The following is a 20,544-nucleotide window of genomic DNA, read 5'->3' on the forward strand; positions in this document are numbered from 1 at the left end:
GCCCTTGGCCGTCAGGTATTGCTCTCTTCGAACGTCTCAAACGGCTCCCGCTTGCCGAACAGAGGCTGGAAATTGAAGCTCGCACTGAAGGGGTTTCGCTCCTCGGTGGCGTAGCTCCAAACCTCGTCCTCAAAAGCCTGGGCAAGCACCGGAAGTTCAATCCCGGCAAGGTCCTGGACTTGAACCAGCCAAACAGCCCTGTCCACAATCTTTATGAGGTAGTCGATCAATCCATAGGAAGCCAGGTAAAAGCGTCTAATCATCGCTGGCTCAACAAAACTGATGGTTTGAATAGGCAGTTCGCCCTCGATTGCCTGCAACAACATCACGAAATGAAGAGACGCATTAGCGGAGAAGGTGAAGCGATCGAATGCCACCGTGGCCGAAAACCTGCGTCGCAGTTGCTCGTTTGCTAGCAGGAGATTTTCGGTGCGCTTCAGCCCAATCAGAACAAAAGCGATACTGGTTTCATTCATCAGACTCTTGATCCAGTCTGCTGCCTCATACGCACCGTTACGACGATAATCGACCAGATGCTGCGCCTCATCGAGGACCAACATCTCCACGCCAAGGTTCTTCAGCAGCAGGACTACACGTGCAAATTTAACCTCAGCCGAATGTCCTCGTGCCTCAGCGAAGGGGTCCTTCAACTCCGCCAAAATGGCTGCTGCCAGGTTCTTCTTCGTAGGTGACGAAGGCATCTCAACGAACAGAACTGCCCGCTTCTGTGGGTCATGGCTCTCCGATTCCTCCAGTGACCGAATGTACTCCTTGACCAATGTGCTCTTGCCCACACCGCTTGGACCTTGGATCAGCAACCCTTTACTTGCTCTGGTACGCCGACTATCGCCGTGGATATCGCCTAGTCGCGTCAACGCTCGCTCGACTTGAGGGCTGTGAATAAAACGATCGCGGAGCGTAAAGCTGTATTCACCATGCTCATAGCACTCATAAAGATCGATGGCGTTCATGGCTTAGAACTCCCAGCAGGGCGACGAACCGAAACCTTGAAGGCTGCTGGCGGAATGTTAGGAATAGAGTCACCAGTCCATTCCACTTCAGCGAGTACCTTGGGTGGAGGCGTGTTTTCGGTCACTCGACCCTCCTTGTCAATTTTCGCTATGGCAGCTGCGCGCCGTTTTCTGAGCGTCTGCGAACGGCGGGCCTCGTCTGCATCCTCCATAATTTCCTGGTAGCACCTGTGCGTAGCCTCGAAGCTAGGCTGCTCATTGTATTTTTCTCGAAGCGCTTTCTCGGCAGCCTTCCACACCTCCCTGCTCTTACCGGCCATTCGCTCATCTTTGGCGGGCACTTTGAAGAACAAGTTTCTGAAGCGGTCGTGAACCCAAACGTGCCCGGCTTCGTCTCGATAGCGGACGTTTACCTTTTCTCCGTCTGCCAAACGCATACGGAGCTCAGCAAGTTCCGTAGAGTGGTAGCCCACTTTGGCAACCTCGATGCCGTAATGGTGAACCTTCACCGAGGCCCGCTTGGCCAGAATGCACTCCAACGAATCCAGGTCGACGGGAAGGCTGATGACATGGTTCGCTTCGCTAGTCCCCCAGACTTGAGCCGGTGTCCTGTTGGACAGCCCCCGATGAGGAGTCTGGTGGTAACCATCGACGATCCATTTCACTACCACCGCTTCCAATTGAGCGAGCGTGAAGCATGCATTCTTTTCCGAGTCGTAATCGCCACGCTGCTGGATATTCGAGAAGGTGGTACCCGGGAGGTTGTGGATAAGCCCCAGGTTCTGTGTGCTGAAAAAGCGTTCGACGGCACCTTTCCTTTGAGGGGCCCTGGACGCGGGATACATGATCTCGATACCCAACTCGTTGAACCCCATGATGAGATCACCCGCGTGAAATTCCGCCGCGTTGTCTGGGACGATGCGAGCCGGCAGCCCACGTGCCCACCATTCATTTCTCACTTTAGGAAAACGCTTCAGCAGTTCAGCCTTTGGACGGATTGAGCGTTCGATCACACGAAGCACGGTTTCCGTATTTGGCGCCGACAGGTGAAGCAGATATCCCATCACCATACGAGAGAAGCGGTCCAGGACGATCGTCAGATAGGGGCGCCCAATACACAACCCCGAGGTTTCATCCACAAGCTGTACGTCCAATAGCGTGTGATCAATCTCCCACCGTTCCAGAATCTCATGGACACGTAGGACACCCGCCGCAACGCGGTGCTTTTTGTCTGCTGCGTATTTTCCAAGCCTCTCCTTATCCACAAGGTACGGATCCAGCTTGGCGATGTACCTTCGGACAGTCATTCCGCTTGGGATCTTGAGCTGATCCGAGGGCAAACGACTTTTGTTCCTCTGTTTAATCTGATCCTCGAACTCTGAAACGACCACGCTGACCGCAGGAATCGTGTCTTGCAGGTAGGTCTCATTGATCACCCCTTCAAGAATTGCTTCAAGCTCACCCTTGATCGCGGGAGCCCGGCCCTTTTTGGCATGCTGAGGGATGAGCTTTACTACGTTCTGGCCAATGTATTTAGAGGCCCAGCGTCGAATGGTGGAAACCGAGGGTGCGCATGCATCCCCAATCTTTTTGGCGATATCTCTAAGTGTCTTGATCATGTCTTCGTCACTCGGCAGCTTGTATTTACCGCGCTTAGTTAAGTCGTCCAGATACTTGCGTCGGCGCAATGCTTCATCCCCATGTTTTTTGGGGAAGCATGAGATGTCTGGAGGGATGTTCCGTACATACGGAACCTTCCCGAGATAAGGCTGATCAGCGGAGATCTCGATCTCGCGCTTCTCGTAGGCCTCATAGAATTCCTTCTCGGATAGCTTCGTGGGCTCACCAAGCTCATCGAAGAAGAGCAGCTTCCGGTCGATAAGCCTCTTCTCAAGCACCATCAGTACGCCACGAACGATGACGACCAATTTCACCCTAAGGGAAAAGGTTTGCATGACGGTGCCCCCCCTGCAGGAAGACCGGGGAGTCAGTGTCAATTGACCTATCAAGGTCAATGCCCACCACCCCAAGGCCTAACAAGCGCCAGGCTTTCCTCTCACCAACCACGCAGAGCAAATCTGCAACGGTCATAGGCGGCCATTTGTTGAAGACCACCATTACCTCCTCCAACGCCTGATGCGAAAGCTCTGGACCGCGCCGGTGATACATCAGCCTTCGAAGATTGGTAGCCAGGGGCTCAGCTTCAATTAACCTTTCAGTGACCACCGAAAAGTTACGAGCGGTGGCGTTGAAGTAGCGCTCAGCGGCATCCAGTCGCTGCCTGACACTGGCTATCTTCAGTCGTTCGTGAGGTTTCACTTCAAACCACCACTCGCGCCCATCCGCGAGGAAAACCTGTACGTCCGGGTAGTATTTGAAATAGCCCTGGAGCGATGGAATACGCTCCTCACTGGGCTGCGGGACGTAGCCGATGACCGCAGGAGACAGCTCAAGAAGCCGATAAAACGCGCCTTCGAGCTGGGACTCCCAGGGCACAGGCAGTTTATTTTTGAGCGATGGGAAGTAGCCGCGGTAGTGGTTAGACCGACGCGTGACCACCTTTCGTACTGTCATGAAACACCTCCGAAAATCTCGAAACGAGCGCCGTCGCTGCGCCAAAAAATCAAGGCGCAGGGCAGGCGAAGTGAGGCCTTTCGACAGGCAACACTGTGCCGTCGAGTAGCCTCGCTAAGGTCGAAAAGATGGGAGAGGATTGACAGGGGCTTCGAAAAAGCAGACATTGCGGTTTCTCACATCGCAAGTCCGCTTCGCTAAGCGCGGTCAGAACCTCTCGGTTTTGGTCGCGTTTTTCTACATTTGGGCCTCCACTTTCTGCTGGAATGGTCTGAATTTAATGACTAATCAGAATTTCCGGAGATCGCCTTGATCTCTTTCTTTCTAAGCAAGATGCTTGTCAGCGCACCAGCAGTTTCTATTTGATCTTAGGTTTTTTCTTCAACTGTCTGATTCGCGTATATATCCGATCTGGAAGCTACAAAATGTGGTCATAGATCTTATTCCAACACTCCGTTGAAATCTACATTTAATCCAACTAGCCAATTTGGTGTTTCTTACAGTTTCTTGTTATGTATTAAATTAATACAGGCAGATTTAATTAATCTGCTTGTATCCCGGTGCACTATTAAAGACTTGCTCGATTCGCTACTCCCTTACAGATTCATCCACCGAGCCCTTCGGCCTGATCTTCCTTCCCACCATCCATACGCAGGCGGCCAGCCTCAGACCAGCCGTTGGGGGGGCAGGGTGCCCACAGGAATTGGAAGCAAAAAAAAGCCCGCTAATGCGGGCTTGATGGTGACCGACGGAGACCAAGATTTGGGCCCGGCCGGTCATCTATTTGTGAAAACGTGCAGCTTTTCTGTGAACCTACACTTTATCAGAAATCCAGGTTCGATACCGACAGTGCATTGCTTTCGATGAAGTCACGACGCGGCTCGACCGCATCGCCCATCAGGGTGTTGAAGATCTGGTCGGCAGCGATGGCGTCTTCGATGGTCACCTTGAGCATGCGACGAACAGCCGGATCCATGGTGGTTTCCCACAGTTGGTCCGGGTTCATCTCACCCAGCCCTTTGTATCGCTGGATGGTGTGGCGCTTGGTGGTCTCGTTCATCAGCCAGTCCAGGCCTTCCTTGAATTCGACGATCGCTTTGCGGCGCTCACCACGCTGTACGTAAGCGCCTTCACCCAACAGGCTGGACAGCTTGGCACCGATGTTGACCACGGTCCGGTAGTCATTGCTGCCGAAGAAGTCGCGGTTGAAGGTGACATAGCTGGCCAAGCCGTGAGAGGTGATTTCCACCTCGGGCAGCCATACATTGCGTTCCTTGTCCTCACGCAGGCTGGCTTTGTAAACCAGGCCTGACTTCTGGCTGTTGCTCAGACGCTCCTGGAACTTGGCCAGCCAGGCTTGCATCACCGCGTGGTCACCCAACTGCTCAAGGGTCACCTCCGGCAAGTAGATGAAGTGCTCGGTCAGCTCTTCCGGGTACAGGCGCGACAGACGCTTGAGGGTCTTCATGACGCTACGGAATTCGTTGACCAACGCTTCCAGTTGCACACCGGAAACCGCTGGCGCCGACTCGTCCAGGTGCAGGCTGGCATCTTCCAGGGCCGACTGGGTCATGTACTCTTCCATGGCCTCGTCGTCCTTGATGTACTGCTCCTGCTTGCCCTTCTTCACTTTGTACAGCGGCGGCTGGGCAATGTAGATGTAGCCGCGCTCGACCAGCTCTGGCAACTGACGGAAGAAGAACGTTAACAGCAGGGTACGGATGTGCGAACCATCGACGTCAGCATCGGTCATGATGATGATGTTGTGATAGCGCAACTTGTCGATGTTGTACTCTTCGCGGCCGATACCACAGCCCAGCGCAGTGATCAGCGTGCCAACTTCCTGGGACGAGATCATCTTGTCGAAGCGGGCTTTCTCGACGTTGAGGATCTTGCCCTTCAAAGGCAGGATCGCCTGGGTACGACGGTTGCGGCCTTGCTTGGCCGAACCACCCGCAGAGTCACCCTCCACCAGGTACAGTTCGGAAAGGGCGGGGTCCTTTTCCTGACAGTCCGCCAGTTTGCCCGGTAGGCCGGCGATATCCAGCGCGCCTTTACGGCGAGTCATTTCGCGGGCTTTACGGGCGGCTTCGCGGGCGCGCGCCGCGTCGATCATCTTGCCAACGACGGCCTTGGCCTCGTTCGGGTTTTCCAGGAGGAAGTCGGCGAAGTACTTGTTCATCTCCTGTTCCACGGCGGTTTTAACCTCCGAGGAGACCAGCTTGTCCTTGGTCTGCGAGCTGAACTTCGGGTCCGGTACCTTCACCGAGATGATCGCGGTCAGGCCCTCACGAGCGTCATCGCCAGTGGTTGCCACCTTGTTCTTCTTGGCCAGGCCTTCCTGCTCGATGTAGCTGTTAAGGCTACGAGTCAGAGAGGAACGGAAGCCCACCAGGTGCGTACCACCGTCACGCTGAGGAATGTTGTTGGTGAAGCACAGCAGGTTTTCGTTGAAGCTGTCATTCCACTGCAGTGCAACTTCCACGCCTACGCCATCATCGCGCTGGACGTTGAAGTGGAACACCTGGGAGTTCACCGGGGTCTTGTTGGTGTTCAGGTACTCGACGAATGCACGCAGGCCACCTTCGTACTTGAAGAACTCTTCCTTGCCGCTACGTTCATCTTTCAGCAGGATGCCAACGCCCGAGTTGAGGAACGACAACTCACGGATACGCTTGGCCAGGATGTCCCAGCTGAAGTGAATGTTCTTGAAGGTTTCGGCCGACGGCTTGAAGTGGATATGGGTACCCGTGGTTTCGCTGTCACCTACCACAGCCATGGGTGCCTGGGGAACACCATGGACGTAGGTCTGTTCCCAGATCTTGCCGCTGCGGCGAACAGTCAGTACCAGTTTCTCGGACAGGGCGTTCACCACGGACACACCTACGCCGTGCAAGCCGCCGGATACTTTGTAGGAGTTGTCGTCGAACTTACCGCCGGCGTGCAGTACGGTCATGATGACCTCAGCTGCGGAAACGCCTTCTTCTTTATGCACGTCGACCGGAATGCCACGACCGTTGTCGCGCACACTGATGGATTCGTCCGGGTGAATGATGACGGTAATGTCGTCGCAGTGACCGGCGAGGGCTTCGTCGATGGAGTTGTCGACCACCTCGAAGACCATGTGGTGCAGGCCGCTACCATCATCGGTGTCGCCAATGTACATGCCGGGACGCTTGCGTACGGCATCCAAACCTTTCAGCACCTTGATGCTGGAGGAGTCGTACGTTTGATTTTCGCTCATGCCTTCACTCCCGATGGTCGTGGGTCTGGGTGATACGGCCTTGTTCCACGTGGAACAAAGCAACTGGCGTTTCCGTCTGCCAGCCTTCCCTCAGTAATTCGTGATCTACACAGGTGATGAACACCTGGCAGCGTAATTCTTCAAGCAAGCGGCACAGCGCGCGGCGATGCTGGTCGTCCAATTCGGACGGCAAGTCATCCACGAGATAAATACAGTGACCGCGGCGAGTCTGACTAACGAGGTGGCCTTGGGCAATGCGCAAGGCACACACCACCAGCTTTTGCTGACCACGCGACAGAATGTCGGCTGCATTGTTGGCAGCCAGACGAAGACGCAGATCAGCGCGCTGCGGACCGGCCTGGGTATGGCCCATCTGCTGATCGCGAAGGAGAGAGGAGGCGAGTACTTCTTGCAGTTCCCGGTCCTTATCCCAGCCTCGGTAGTAGCTCAGGGTCAACCCGTCCAGCTCGACCAGTTCGCTCAGGGTTCGCTCGAAGACAGGCTTCAAGGCCTTGATGTAGTTGCGACGGTATTCATCTATTTCCGCGCTGGCCAGGCACAATTCCCGGTCCCAGGCGGCTTGCGAAGCTGGGTCAAGTGTACCATGACGCAACCATGAGTTCCGCTGCCGCAGTGCCTTCTGCAACCGCTGCCACGCCGGCAGGAAACGAGGTTCCACGTGGAACACTCCCCAATCCAGAAACTGCCGGCGAATCTTCGGGGCCCCCTCTAAGAGGCGGAAGCTGTCCGGGTTGATAAGCTGAAGCGGCAGCAATTCAGCCAGCTGCGCTGCGCTACGCGCATTCTGCCCATCGATGCGGATAGTGAACTCACCTTGCCGTTCCCGGGATACGCCCAGGTTGCTGCTTCCACCCTCGGCCAACTGCACTTCACCAAACACGGTGCATGCAGCTTGTTCGTACTGAATAACCGGGTTCAAGCGCGTGCTGCGGAAAGAGCGCGCCAGCCCGAGCAGATGCACAGCTTCAAGCACGCTGGTCTTGCCGCTGCCGTTGGCGCCGTAAAGGATGTTGATGCGAGGAGAGGGTAAGAGTGTCACCGGGTGCAAGTTGCGCACCGCGGTGACCATGATACGTCGAAGGGACATTTCGCCTGCTACGGGTTACAGGCGCATCGGCATGACAACGTAGGAAGAATCGTCGTTACCCGCTTCCTGCAGCAGCGCACTGCTGTTGGAGTCGGACAGGATCAGACGAACTTGCTCGGTAGTCATTACGCCCAGCACGTCCAGCAGATAGCTGACGTTAAAGCCGATTTCCAGCGAGCTACCTTCGTAGTCCACGCTGATTTCTTCTTCAGCTTCTTCCTGCTCAGGGTTGTTGGCCTGGATTTTCAATTGGCCAGCTGCCAGCTGCAGGCGAATACCGCGGTACTTTTCGTTGGAAAGAATCGCAGTACGGCTAAACGCTTCGCGCAGCGCTTGCCGGTCACCGACCACAAGCTTGTCACCCCCTTTTGGCAGAACCCGTTCGTAGTCCGGGAACTTGCCGTCCACCAGTTTGGAGGTGAAGGTAAATTCACCAGTGGTAGCACGGATGTGGTGCTGGCCAAGGACGATGCTGACCATACCTTCCGGATCGGTAAGCAGGCGTGCCAGCTCGAGGATACCTTTGCGCGGCACGATCACCTGGTGGCGCTCATCTTGCTCGATCGGCGCGCTCATGGAGCACAGCGCCAGACGGTGGCCGTCGGTCGACACAGCACGCAGAGTGTTGCGGGACACTTCCAGCAGCATACCGTTGAGGTAGTAACGCACGTCCTGCTGGGCCATGGCGAAGCTGGTGCGCTCGATCAGGCGGCGCAGTTTGCTTTGTTCCAGGTTGCAGGTCAGCGAGCCCGGGCCTTCTTCGACGGTCGGGAAGTCATTGGCTGGCAGAGTCGACAGGGTGAAGCGGCTGCGGCCGGCCTTGACCAACAGTTTCTGCTCGTCAACCTTGATATCGATCAGGGCGTCGTTCGGCAGGCTTTTGCAGATGTCCATCAGCTTGCGAGCTGGAACAGTGATTTCGCCAGGCTCGGCTGGCTCTTCCAGTTGCACGCGGCCTACCAGTTCGACTTCCAGGTCGGTACCGGTCAACGACAGTTGCTGGCCTTGAACGACCAGCAAGACGTTGGACAGCACCGGCAAGGTCTGACGGCGCTCGACGACACCGGCGACCAGTTGCAGGGGTTTCAACAGGGCTTCGCGTTGAATGGTGAAATGCATGGTCTAGTCCCTTGCCTTCAATTAGCTGCGCAGACGGCCATCAGGTCGTCAGCGTCCGCAGCAGGTTCTTGTAGTCCTCGCGGATGTCCGCGTCGGATTCCTTCAGTTCATTGATCTTGCGGCAGGCGTGCAGCACGGTCGTATGGTCGCGACCACCGAACATGTCGCCGATTTCGGGCAGACTGTGGTTGGTCAGCTCCTTGGACAGTGCCATGGCTACCTGGCGCGGACGCGCGACAGAACGCGAACGCCGCTTGGACAACAGATCGGAGATCTTGATCTTGTAGTACTCGGCGACGGTACGCTGAATGTTATCCACACTGACCAGCTTGTCTTGCAGCGCCAGCAGGTCCTTGAGCGACTCACGAATCAATTCGATGGTGATGTCGCGGCCCATGAAGTGCGAGTGAGCGATCACCCGTTTCAATGCGCCTTCCAGCTCACGGACGTTGGAGCGAATACGCTGGGCAATGAAGAACGCGGCGTCATGGGGCAGCTCGACCTTGGCCTGGTCGGCTTTCTTCATCAGGATCGCCACGCGGGTTTCCAGCTCGGGTGGCTCGACTGCCACCGTCAGGCCCCAACCGAAGCGCGATTTCAGGCGTTCTTCCAGGCCTTCGATCTCCTTGGGGTAGCGGTCAGAGGTAAGAATGACCTGCTGACCACCCTCAAGCAGGGCGTTGAAGGTGTGGAAAAACTCTTCCTGCGAGCGCTCCTTCCGGGCAAAGAACTGGATATCGTCGATCAGCAACGCGTCCACGGAGCGGTAGAAGCGCTTGAATTCGTTGATGGCGTTGAGCTGCAGCGCCTTGACCATATCCGCGACGAAACGCTCCGAATGCAAGTACACGACCTTGGCGTTCGGGTTCTTTTTCAACAGGTGGTTACCCACAGCATGCATGAGGTGGGTCTTACCCAGGCCCACCCCCCCATAAAGGAAGAGTGGGTTGTAGCCATGCTTGGGGTTGTCGGCCACCTGCCAGGCAGCAGCTCGCGCCAGCTGGTTCGACTTACCTTCGACGAATGTGTCGAAGGTAAAGGTGCGATTCAGGTAGCTGGTGTGCTTGAGCGCGCCTTCGACCTGCACGGTACGTTGTTCGGTCCGGGCGCTGGCGGCTGACTGCGAAGCCGGTTCGGCCATGGAATCGAAGCTGTCACGCAAGGACGGTTCGGCCAACTCGTCAACCAGCACAGGCTCAGCCGCTGCGACTGCCACTGCAACCGGTTCGACCGCTGCCGGCACTGCCTTCTGGGCCTGGCTCTGTGCCTGGGTATTAGCCAGCGATGCCGCCACCGCGGCACTGACTGGTGCGTTGGGCGCGGCACGTGGTGCCGAGCTACGCCGGCTGCCGATCAACAAGGAAAGGGCAGGCGCGATGCCGCTGCCGTTTTCGCCCAACAGTTCGAGCAAGCGCCCCAGGTACTTTTCATTGACCCAATCGAGAACGAAACGGTTAGGCGCATAGACGCGCAACTCGTCGCCTTCGGCTTCGACCTGTAGCGGACGGATCCAGGTGTTGAATTGCTGGGCAGGCAGTTCATCGCGCAGAAGCTCCACGCACTGCTGCCAAAGTTCCACTGACACGGATTTCCCCTGAGTTTGAAAGCCGGATGAGGCAAAAACAAACCGCCATTGTACCGTTCAAGCGTCCAGTTATCCACATGTGGACACGTTAGGAGCCGTGACAAAACAGCCATTTATCGACCAAAACGGCTTTTCATCGATGCGAATAAGCCCTGTGGATAAACGCCCTTGAGGGCTATGCACAACCCTGAGCGTCGGCCTGTTGATAACCTGCCTGTGGATAACGACCGATTTCATCCACAGCTTTCGACCACGAACAAAACAAGCGCAGCACCGGTTGGAAACACAGTTGTGAAATGCTGCATGCATTGATTTTACTGGGCTAAGAAAGGTTATCCACAGAAGGTTATCCACCTAAGATCTATAAGTTCTTCAGAAAAGCTTTTTATATGTCTCTTCTTTTTTTCATGTTGTCCCCGATGTCCCTGTGCGATCAAGCACCTTGGTGATGCCGGAACGAGCCACCGTCCATCACACGCCCTATATGGAAAGGCTGGTTGGAAATTGACCTATGGGCTTGCTTTCTCTAGAATCGCCGGTCTCTTAAAAAGGGGGCCATCCCGGCCCGTCGTCGACAAACCAGGTAACACGCCATGAAACGTACTTTCCAACCAAGCACCATCAAGCGCGCGCGCACCCACGGCTTCCGTGCCCGTATGGCTACCAAGAACGGCCGCGCTGTTCTGTCGCGTCGTCGTGCCAAAGGCCGTAAGCGTCTGGCCATTTGATTTTTCGGCACAGGTGGTGAGTCAGGACTTCAGTCGGGAAAAGCGACTGCTTACACCCCGGCATTTCAAAGCGGTCTTCGACTCCCCAACCGGCAAGGTTCCAGGGAAAAACCTGCTGATCCTTGCTCGCGAGAACGGTCTCGATCACCCACGCCTAGGCCTGGTGATCGGTAAGAAGAGCGTCAAGCTCGCCGTTCAACGCAACCGCCTCAAGCGCTTGATGCGCGATTCCTTTCGTCTGAACCAGCATTTGCTTGCCGGGCTGGACATCGTGATCGTCGCGCGCAAGGGATTGGGTGAGATAGAAAACCCGGAATTGCACCAACATTTTGGCAAACTCTGGAAACGCCTGGCGCGCAGCCGGCCCACTCCAGCAGTAACCGCCGATTCCGCAGGGGTAGACAGCCGAGATGCGTAAACTGGCCCTCGTTCCGATCCAGTTTTACCGTTACGCCATTAGTCCTCTGATGGCCAGTCACTGTCGTTTCTTCCCCAGTTGCTCCTGTTACGCTTATGAAGCCATTGAACACCACGGCCTCTGGCGTGGTGGGTGGCTAGCCGTTCGTCGCCTGGGGCGTTGTCATCCGTGGAACGACGGCGGTTTCGATCCCGTTCCTCCCGCTCCTTCCTCCCGAACTTCTTCGATAGCCGAGTAATCATGGATATTAAACGCACGATCCTGATCGTCGCCCTGGCAATCGTGTCCTACGTCATGGTCCTCAAGTGGAACCAGGACTACGGCCAGGCTGCCCTGCCGACTCAGAATACTGCTGCCAGCACTGTTGCCCCGGGCCTGCCGGATGGCGTACCGGCCGGTAATGCCGGCGCCAGCGCCGATGTGCCGAGCGCCAATGCCGAAACCAGCGCTGCCGAATTGGCACCGGTCGCGGTCAGCAAGGACCTGATCCGGGTCAAGACCGATGTCCTGGACCTGGCTATCGATCCGGTCGGTGGTGACATCGTCCAGCTGAACCTGCCGAAGTTCCCACGTCGCCAGGACCACCCGGAGATTCCGTTCCAGCTGTTCGATAACGGTGGCGAGCGTGTCTACCTGGCACAAAGCGGCCTGACCGGTGTCAACGGCCCGGACGCCCGCCCAGCCGGCCGCCCCCTGTACGCGACCGAACAGAAGGGCTACCAGCTGGCTGATGGCCAGGACCAACTGGTGGTCGACCTGAAGTTCAGCGACAACGGCGTCAACTACATCAAGCGCTTCAGCTTCAAGCGTGGCGAGTATGACCTGACCGTCAGCTACCTGATCGACAACCAGAGCGGCCAGGCCTGGAGCGGCAACATGTTTGCCCAGCTCAAGCGTGATGCCAGCTCCGACCCGTCGTCGAGTACCGCCACTGGCACCGCGACCTACCTGGGTGCAGCCCTGTGGACAGCTTCCGAGCCTTACAAAAAGGTCTCGATGAAGGACATCGACAAAGGCAGTTTGAAAGAAAATGTGTCCGGCGGTTGGGTCGCCTGGCTGCAACACTACTTCGTGACCGCCTGGATTCCGGCCAAGTCGGACAGCAACGTTGTCCAGACCCGCAAGGACAGCCAAGGCAACTACATCATCGGCTACACCGGCCCGGCTATCAGCTTACCTGCTGGCGGCAAGGTTGAAACCAGCGCCATGCTGTACGCCGGCCCGAAGATCCAGTCCAAGCTGAAAGAGTTGTCCCCAGGCCTGGAACTGACCGTCGACTATGGCTTCCTGTGGTTCATCGCCCAGCCGATCTTCTGGCTGCTGCAACATATCCACAGCCTGCTGGGTAACTGGGGCTGGTCGATTATCGTCCTGACCATGCTCATCAAGGGCCTGTTCTTCCCGCTGTCGGCTGCCAGCTACCGCTCGATGGCGCGCATGCGTGCCGTTGCGCCGAAGCTTGCTGCGCTCAAGGAACGCTTCGGTGATGATCGCCAGAAGATGTCCCAGGCGATGATGGAGCTGTACAAGAAAGAGAAGATCAACCCGCTGGGCGGCTGCCTGCCGATCCTGGTACAGATGCCGGTATTCCTGGCCCTGTACTGGGTACTGCTGGAAAGCGTGGAAATGCGCCAGGCCCCGTGGATGCTGTGGATTACCGACCTGTCGATCAAGGATCCGTTCTTCATCCTGCCGATCATCATGGGCGCCACCATGTTCATCCAGCAGCGCCTGAACCCGACCCCACCGGATCCGATGCAGGCCAAGGTGATGAAAATGATGCCAATCATCTTCACCTTCTTCTTCCTGTGGTTCCCGGCTGGCCTGGTGCTGTACTGGGTTGTGAACAACTGCCTGTCGATCGCGCAGCAGTGGTACATCACCCGCAGCATCGAAGCAGCCAGCAAAAAAGCTGCTGCTTGACAGGCTACTGCGCTAGCCTGTGAATAAAAAACGCCCCCTAGTGGGGCGTTTTTGCTATCTGTCGTTTTGTCGTAGAGGCTTTCGAGCATGAACATTGTGCGTGAAACCATCGCCGCCATCGCCACCGCCCAGGGCCGCGGTGGTGTTGGTATTGTCAGGTTGTCCGGCCCTCTGGCTGCCAAGGCCGGGCAGTTGATAACCGGCCGTACGCTGACCCCGCGGCATGCCCACTACGGCCCGTTCCGCGACGAGGAAGGGCTGGTGCTGGACGAAGGGATCGCGCTGTTCTTCCCCGGCCCGAATTCGTTCACTGGCGAAGACGTGCTCGAACTGCAGGGCCATGGTGGCCCTGTGGTCCTGGACATGTTGCTGCAGCGCTGTGTACAAGTTGGCTGCCGCCTGGCCCGCCCGGGCGAGTTCAGCGAGCGCGCGTTCCTCAACGACAAACTCGACCTGGCCCAGGCCGAAGCCATCGCTGACCTGATCGAAGCCAGCTCAAGCCAGGCGGCGCGCAATGCCCTGCGTTCGCTGCAGGGGGAATTCTCGAAGCGTGTGCATTCCCTGACCGAAGCGTTGATTGCCCTGCGGATCTACGTCGAGGCGGCGATCGACTTCCCTGAGGAGGAAATCGACTTCCTGGCTGATGGCCACGTCCTGTCGATGCTTGATGCGGTACGCCAAGCGTTGTCCACCGTGCAACGTGAAGCCGGGCAGGGCGCCTTGTTGCGTGACGGCATGACCGTGGTCATCGCCGGGCGGCCGAACGCTGGCAAATCGAGCCTGCTGAACCAGCTGGCCGGGCGGGAAGCCGCGATCGTTACTGATATCGCCGGTACCACCCGAGACATCCTGCGTGAACATATCCACATCGACGGTATGCCCCTCCATGTTGTCGATACCGCTGGTCTGCGCGACACAGACGACCATGTGGAAAAGATCGGTGTGGAGCGCGCACTGAAAGCCATTGGCGAGGCTGACCAAGTGCTGCTGGTGGTGGACTCGACCGCGCCCGAGGCCAGCGACCCCTTCGCCCTGTGGCCAGAATTTCTCGACCAGCGGCCAGACCCGGGCAAGGTCACGCTGATTCGCAACAAGGCCGACCTGAGTGGTGAGCCGGTGGCGCTCGAGCAGTGCGATGACGGCCATGTGACGATAACCCTTAGCGCCAAAGGGGACGACCTGGGGCTGCAACTGTTGCGTGACCACCTGAAGGCCTGCATGGGCTATGAGCAGACAGCCGAAAGTGGTTTCAGCGCCCGTCGGCGCCATCTGGATGCCTTGCGTCAGGCCAGCCAGCATCTGGAGCATGGCCGTGCGCAACTGACCCTGGCCGGGGCAGGTGAGCTCTTGGCAGAAGACCTCCGCCAGGCGCAGCAGGCTTTGGGCGAGATTACCGGGGCATTCAGCTCTGACGACCTGCTAGGGCGGATCTTCTCCAGTTTCTGCATCGGCAAATAATCCACAGCCAGGCAAGGTCAAGGCCGCTCCTTCGGGAGCGGCTTTTTTTTGCCCTGAATTTCATCGCGGCAGATACCCGTAGCCAGGCGAACGGAGCGCCTGTGGGAACGCGCCTGCCCACGAAGGATGCTTCACCAAGCCCGAAATTCTGTGGTGGTACCGGCATTTCGAGGGCTCGCCCGCTTTCCGGTACCTGGCGCGATCTCGATGATTTTCCTGGCTCCAGGTTGAAAACCCATTCAGAAGCCCTGTGGAAAACTCGCCTTCAGCTCCGTTGATAAGCAGCCTTTTTTTCTGAGGAAAAACCGCCCTGTGGGTAAGCAGCTAATTAATCCACAGGCTAAATCGCGTTATCCAGAGCCCTCATGGCACTCCAGCCACAGGGTTTAATTTCTCGCAAAGACGCGTGAATCATAGGCTGCGAGCGTTTATCCACAGGTAAGGCTGTGCATAAGAATAAACATAAAAACAAAGCTTTTTTAAATTTTTCCTCTTTGATTTCTGTTGTCTGCCATTCATCCACAGACTGGTCAAAATTTGCTCAGACGGTTTCTTTAAAGGGGGTTAAGTCCCTATACTTGTCCGCTTACCTTCTCTATTCGCAAAAACAGGCACGAGGTGCGTGGTGGATTTCCCTTCCCGTTTTGAAGTGATCGTCATCGGCGGCGGCCATGCCGGTACCGAGGCTGCGCTTGCGTCTGCACGCATGGGGGTGAAGACCCTGCTGCTGACCCATAACGTGGAAACCCTCGGTCACATGAGCTGCAACCCCGCCATCGGCGGCATTGGCAAAAGCCATCTGGTCAAAGAGATCGATGCCCTCGGTGGCGCCATGGCGTTGGCCACCGACAAGAGCGGCATCCAGTTCCGCGTTCTGAACAACCGCAAGGGCCCGGCCGTACGCGCTACCCGTGCACAGGCCGACCGCGCCATCTACAAGGCAGTGGTGCGTGAAATCCTGGAAAACCAGCCAAACCTGTGGATATTCCAGCAGTCCTGCGACGACCTGATCGTCGAACAGGACCAGGTCAAAGGCGTAGTGACCCAGATGGGCCTGCGTTTCTTTGCCGAATCGGTGGTACTGACCACCGGTACCTTCCTCGGCGGCCTTATCCACATTGGGCTGCAGAACCATTCCGGTGGTCGCGCAGGTGATCCGCCTTCGATCGCCCTGGCCCACCGCATGCGTGAACTGCCGCTGCGCGTCGGGCGCCTGAAAACCGGTACGCCGCCACGCATCGATGGCCGTTCGGTGGACTTCTCGGTCATGACCGAACAGCCAGGCGATACGCCGATCCCGGTAATGTCGTTCATGGGCAATGCCGAGATGCATCCGCGCCAGGTGAGCTGCTGGATCACCCACACCAACGCCCGCACCCACGAAATCATTGCCTCGAACCTCGACCGTTCGCCGATGTACTCGGGGGTGATCGAAGGGGTCGGCCCGCGCTACTGCCCGTCGATCGAAGACAAGATCCACCGCTTCGCCGACAAGGAAAGCCACCAGGTGTTCATCGAGCCTGAAGGCCTGAACACCCATGAGCTGTACCCCAACGGTATTTCCACTTCGCTGCCGTTCGACGTACAGCTGGAACTGGTGCGTTCGATTCGCGGTATGGAAAACGCCCACATCGTGCGCCCGGGCTATGCCATCGAGTACGACTACTTCGACCCGCGCGACCTCAAGTACAGCCTCGAAACCAAAGTCATCGGCGGACTGTTCTTCGCTGGCCAGATCAACGGCACCACCGGTTACGAAGAAGCCGGCGCCCAGGGCCTGCTGGCCGGTACCAACGCCGCCCTGCGGGCGCAGGGCCGTGACAGCTGGTGCCCGCGTCGCGACGAGGCCTACATCGGCGTACTGGTGGACGACCTGATCACCCTGGGTACCCAGGAGCCGTACCGCATGTTCACTTCACGTGCCGAGTACCGCCTGATCCTGCGCGAAGACAACGCCGACCTGCGTCTGACCGAAAAGGGCCGTGAACTTGGCCTGATCGACGACCAGCGCTGGGCCGCCTTCTGCGCCAAGCGCGACGGCATCGAGCGTGAGGAACAACGCCTGAAATCGACCTGGGTACGGCCGAACACCGAGCAAGGCCAGGCCATTGTGGATAAGTTCGGTACTCCGCTCAGCCACGAGTACAGCCTGCTCAACCTGCTGGCCCGCCCGGAAATCGACTACGCCGGTCTCATTGAAGCGACCGGCGGTGAAGCGATCGATCCACAGGTCGCCGAACAGGTCGAGATCCGCACCAAGTACGCCGGTTATATCGACCGGCAGCAGGATGAAATCGCCCGCCTGCGTGCCAGCGAAGACACTCGTCTGCCTGTGGATATCGATTACTCGAGCATTTCCGGGCTGTCCAAGGAAATCCAGGGCAAGCTGGGCCAGACCCGTCCGGAAACCCTCGGCCAGGCTTCGCGCATTCCTGGCGTCACTCCGGCGGCGATTTCCCTGTTGCTGATTCACTTGAAGAAACGCGGCGCTGGCCGCGAATTGGAGCAAAGCGCTTGAGTTCCCTGGTCACCCCGCAACACGCTGAAGAGTTGTCCACAGGTGCGCGTCAGCTCGGTGTCGAGCTGAGCGCCGAGCAGCACGAAAAGCTGCTCGGCTACCTGGCCCTGTTGATCAAATGGAACAAAGCCTACAACCTGACTGCCGTGCGCGACCCCGATGAGATGGTGTCGCGTCATCTGCTGGACAGCCTCAGCGTCATGCCGTTTATCCACAGCGAACGTGACAACTGGCTGGATGTCGGCAGTGGCGGCGGCATGCCTGGCATCCCATTGGCTATCCTGCATCCGCACAAGCGGGTGACGGTGCTGGATGCCAACGGCAAGAAGACGCGCTTCCTGACCCAGGTGAAAATGGAACTCAAGCTGGACAACCTCACGGTTATCCACAGCCGGGTCGAGGCCTTCCAGCCGGCGCAACCGTTCGACGGGATCATCTCCCGCGCTTTCAGCAGCATGGACAACTTCACCAACTGGACCCGCCACCTGGGCGACACCGGGACGCAATGGCTTGCAATGAAGGGGCTGCATCCTGCCGATGAACTGGTAGCATTGCCCGCAGACTTCACAGTGGAAAGCGAGCAGGCCCTGACCGTTCCAGGTTGCCAGGGCCAGCGCCATCTGCTGATACTGCGCCGCAAGGCATGACTGGGAACACACGCAACAATGGCTAAGGTATTCGCAATCGCGAACCAGAAGGGTGGTGTGGGCAAGACCACCACCTGTATCAATCTCGCTGCCTCGCTGGCCGCAACCAAGCGTCGTGTGCTGCTGATCGACCTCGATCCGCAAGGCAACGCCACCATGGGCAGCGGTGTGGACAAGCACGAGCTCGAGCACTCGGTCTACGACCTGTTGATCGGGGAATGCGACCTGGCCCAGGCCATGCATTACTCCGAGCACGGGGGTTTCCAGTTGCTGCCTGCGAACCGTGACCTGACCGCCGCCGAAGTGGTGCTGCTGGAAATGCAGGTCAAGGAAAGCCGCCTGCGCAACGCCCTGGCACCGATCCGCGACAACTACGACTACATCCTCATCGACTGCCCGCCGTCGCTGTCGATGCTGACGCTCAACGCCCTGGTCGCCTCGGATGGCGTGATCATCCCGATGCAGTGCGAGTATTACGCGCTGGAAGGTCTCAGTGACCTTGTGGATAACATCAAGCGCATCGCTGCCCGGTTGAATCCAGAGCTGAAGATCGAAGGCCTGCTACGGACCATGTACGACCCGCGGCTGAGCCTGAACAACGATGTTTCGGCGCAACTGAAGGAGCACTTCGGCCCGCAGCTGTACGACACCGTCATTCCGCGCAACATTCGCCTGGCCGAGGCCCCGAGCTTTGGCATGCCGGCCCTGGCCTACGACAAGCAATCGCGCGGCGCGCTGGCGTATCTGGCCCTGGCCGGGGAACTGGTCCGCCGTCAACGCCGTCAATCACGCACTGCACAAACAACTTAAGGAATCCGTATGGCCGTCAAGAAACGGGGTCTCGGACGTGGGTTGGATGCACTGCTCAGTGGTCCTTCCGTCAGCGCGCTCGAAGAGCAGGCTGTGAAGATCGACCAGAAAGAACTGCAACACCTGCCGGTCGAGCTGATCCAGCGTGGCAAGTACCAGCCGCGCCGGGACATGGACCCGGAGGCGCTGGAAGAGCTTGCGCACTCGATTCGCAACCATGGCGTGATGCAACCGATCGTGGTCCGCCCGATCGGCGACAACCGCTACGAGATCATCGCCGGTGAGCGCCGCTGGCGTGCTACCCAGCAGGCTGGCCTGGACAAGATCCCGGCCATGGTCCGCGAAGTGCCCGACGAAGCTGCCATCGCCATGGCGCTGATCGAGAACATCCAGCGCGAAGACCTCAACCCGTTGGAAGAGGCCTTGGCGCTGCAGCGCTTGCAGCAGGAATTCGAACTCACCCAGCAGCAGGTGGCCGACGCCGTAGGCAAGTCGCGGGTAACCGTGGCCAACCTGCTGCGCCTGATCACCTTGCCTGAGGCGATCAAGACCATGCTCGCCCATGGCGACCTGGAGATGGGCCACGCGCGTGCGTTGCTCGGGCTGGATGAAAACCGTCAGGAAGAGGGGGCGCGTCATGTTGTCGCACGCGGCCTCACCGTGCGCCAAACCGAGGCACTGGTTCGTCAGTGGCTCAGCGACAAACCTGATCCGGTCGAGCCGAGCAAACCTGATCCGGATATCGCACGCCTTGAACAGCGTCTCGCAGAGCGCCTGGGCTCGGCGGTGCAGATCCGTCATGGCAACAAGGGCAAAGGCCAGTTGGTTATTCGCTACAACTCGCTTGACGAGTTGCAAGGCGTGCTTGCTCACATCCGCTGAAACAATTCCTGTTGTAGCGTGCAGTCGGAAATCACTACGAAGAGTTGAATAGGGGTTAATCCACCCCTATACTCTGCGCGCATTTTGTCGGCACAAATTATGCCAAGTCATAGCTGACTTGTTGGTCGACTTCCGAGGAGCAGTTGTGATGGAAATCCGCACGCCAAACCGCCTGCCTTTCCATCGCTGGGCGGTTTTTCCGGTACTGCTGGCTCAATTCGTCGTACTGCTGCTGGCAACCTTGGTGTTGTGGCAGTGGAAAGGGGCGGTCAGTGGATATTCAGGCCTTTGCGGAGGTTTGATTGCCTGGCTACCCAATGTGTACTTCGCCTGGAAGGCTTTTCGCTTCAGCGGAGCCCGGGCGGCACAAGCCATCGTCAAGTCGTTTTACGCTGGCGAGGCAGGCAAGATGATTTTGACGGCAGTGCTTTTTGCACTGACCTTCGCAGGAGTGAAGCCATTGGCGCCGTTAGCAGTATTCGGCGTCTTCGTGCTGACCCTTTTGGTCAGCTGGTTCGCGCCCCTGCTGATGAATAAAAGACTTTCGAGACCTTAGGGC

General features: G+C 57.8%; 17 protein-coding genes. 10 read left to right on the top strand and 7 right to left on the bottom strand.

All coding sequences use genetic code 11. The annotated features are described in order from the left end of the window. Positions 1 to 11: 11 nt before the first annotated feature. The 7 genes from QSV36_RS00995 to dnaA form a co-directional block, all read right to left on the bottom strand. A complete protein-coding gene (locus QSV36_RS00995; RefSeq protein ID WP_189121461.1) occupies positions 12 to 971 on the bottom strand; it encodes a TniB family NTP-binding protein in 960 nt (319 codons plus the stop codon). After that, positions 968 to 2,926, bottom strand: a complete 1,959-nt coding sequence (locus tag QSV36_RS01000) for a TnsB C-terminal domain-containing protein (RefSeq protein ID WP_104833710.1) — start codon at positions 2,924 to 2,926, stop codon at positions 968 to 970. The genes QSV36_RS00995 and QSV36_RS01000 overlap by 4 nt, the downstream gene beginning before the upstream one ends. Further along, on the bottom strand, positions 2,907 to 3,545 hold the full coding sequence (locus QSV36_RS01005; RefSeq protein WP_104833711.1) for a TnsA endonuclease N-terminal domain-containing protein: 639 nt from the start codon (positions 3,543 to 3,545) through the stop codon (positions 2,907 to 2,909). Before QSV36_RS01005 ends, QSV36_RS01000 begins: the two co-directional genes overlap by 20 nt. Positions 3,546 to 4,368: 823 nt before the next feature. Then, positions 4,369 to 6,789: a DNA topoisomerase (ATP-hydrolyzing) subunit B gene (gene gyrB / locus QSV36_RS01010; RefSeq protein ID WP_170027529.1), complete on the bottom strand. Its 2,421-nt coding sequence runs from the start codon at positions 6,787 to 6,789 to the stop codon at positions 4,369 to 4,371. A gap of 4 nt (positions 6,790 to 6,793) precedes the next feature. Continuing rightward, positions 6,794 to 7,897 carry a DNA replication/repair protein RecF gene (gene recF, locus QSV36_RS01015; protein ID WP_289129057.1) on the bottom strand — a complete coding sequence of 368 codons (1,104 nt, stop codon included), beginning with the start codon at positions 7,895 to 7,897 and terminating at the stop codon, positions 6,794 to 6,796. A gap of 15 nt (positions 7,898 to 7,912) precedes the next feature. Next, positions 7,913 to 9,016: a DNA polymerase III subunit beta gene (dnaN, locus tag QSV36_RS01020; RefSeq protein ID WP_186671686.1), complete on the bottom strand. Its 1,104-nt coding sequence runs from the start codon at positions 9,014 to 9,016 to the stop codon at positions 7,913 to 7,915. A 40-nt stretch (positions 9,017 to 9,056) separates the two neighbouring features. Then, positions 9,057 to 10,601 (bottom strand): chromosomal replication initiator protein DnaA, encoded by a 1,545-nt coding sequence (gene dnaA / locus QSV36_RS01025; RefSeq protein ID WP_289129061.1) that lies wholly within the window; start codon positions 10,599 to 10,601, stop codon positions 9,057 to 9,059. Positions 10,602 to 11,194: 593 nt separating this feature from the next. Between dnaA and rpmH the strand changes: the two genes are divergently transcribed. The 10 genes from rpmH (at position 11,195) to QSV36_RS01075 (ending at position 20,541) form a co-directional block, all read left to right on the top strand. Then, entirely contained in the window at positions 11,195 to 11,329 is a 135-nt protein-coding gene (gene rpmH, locus QSV36_RS01030; RefSeq protein WP_003253163.1) for a 50S ribosomal protein L34, read from the top strand. 13 nt (positions 11,330 to 11,342) lie between these two features. Next, positions 11,343 to 11,747, top strand: a complete 405-nt coding sequence (gene rnpA / locus QSV36_RS01035) for a ribonuclease P protein component (RefSeq protein WP_289129205.1) — start codon at positions 11,343 to 11,345, stop codon at positions 11,745 to 11,747. Next, positions 11,740 to 11,985: a membrane protein insertion efficiency factor YidD gene (yidD, locus tag QSV36_RS01040; RefSeq protein WP_289129064.1), complete on the top strand. Its 246-nt coding sequence runs from the start codon at positions 11,740 to 11,742 to the stop codon at positions 11,983 to 11,985. The genes rnpA and yidD overlap by 8 nt, the downstream gene beginning before the upstream one ends. A gap of 2 nt (positions 11,986 to 11,987) precedes the next feature. Next, on the top strand, positions 11,988 to 13,670 hold the full coding sequence (gene yidC, locus QSV36_RS01045) for a membrane protein insertase YidC (RefSeq protein ID WP_289129067.1): 1,683 nt from the start codon (positions 11,988 to 11,990) through the stop codon (positions 13,668 to 13,670). 87 nt (positions 13,671 to 13,757) lie between these two features. Then, positions 13,758 to 15,128: a tRNA uridine-5-carboxymethylaminomethyl(34) synthesis GTPase MnmE gene (mnmE, locus tag QSV36_RS01050; protein WP_289129070.1), complete on the top strand. Its 1,371-nt coding sequence runs from the start codon at positions 13,758 to 13,760 to the stop codon at positions 15,126 to 15,128. Between the two features lie 625 nt (positions 15,129 to 15,753). Continuing rightward, positions 15,754 to 17,646, top strand: coding sequence for a tRNA uridine-5-carboxymethylaminomethyl(34) synthesis enzyme MnmG (gene mnmG / locus QSV36_RS01055; RefSeq protein WP_289129073.1), 1,893 nt, complete (start codon positions 15,754 to 15,756; stop codon positions 17,644 to 17,646). Next, the gene (gene rsmG / locus QSV36_RS01060) at positions 17,643 to 18,293 is read left to right on the top strand and encodes a 16S rRNA (guanine(527)-N(7))-methyltransferase RsmG (RefSeq protein WP_289129076.1); all 651 of its coding nucleotides are present in this window, start codon (positions 17,643 to 17,645) and stop codon (positions 18,291 to 18,293) included. The genes mnmG and rsmG overlap by 4 nt, the downstream gene beginning before the upstream one ends. A gap of 18 nt (positions 18,294 to 18,311) precedes the next feature. Further along, a complete protein-coding gene (locus tag QSV36_RS01065; RefSeq protein WP_060499722.1) occupies positions 18,312 to 19,103 on the top strand; it encodes a ParA family protein in 792 nt (263 codons plus the stop codon). Between the two features lie 9 nt (positions 19,104 to 19,112). Next, positions 19,113 to 19,985, top strand: a complete 873-nt coding sequence (locus tag QSV36_RS01070; protein WP_289129080.1) for a ParB/RepB/Spo0J family partition protein — start codon at positions 19,113 to 19,115, stop codon at positions 19,983 to 19,985. Between the two features lie 148 nt (positions 19,986 to 20,133). Further along, positions 20,134 to 20,541, top strand: coding sequence for a F0F1 ATP synthase subunit I (locus QSV36_RS01075; protein WP_008092225.1), 408 nt, complete (start codon positions 20,134 to 20,136; stop codon positions 20,539 to 20,541). Positions 20,542 to 20,544: the final 3 nt, after the last annotated feature.

Origin of the sequence: Pseudomonas sp. BCRC 81390 (assembly GCF_030341915.1) — a bacterium.
In the GTDB taxonomy this organism is placed as follows: Bacteria; Pseudomonadota; Gammaproteobacteria; order Pseudomonadales; family Pseudomonadaceae; genus Aquipseudomonas.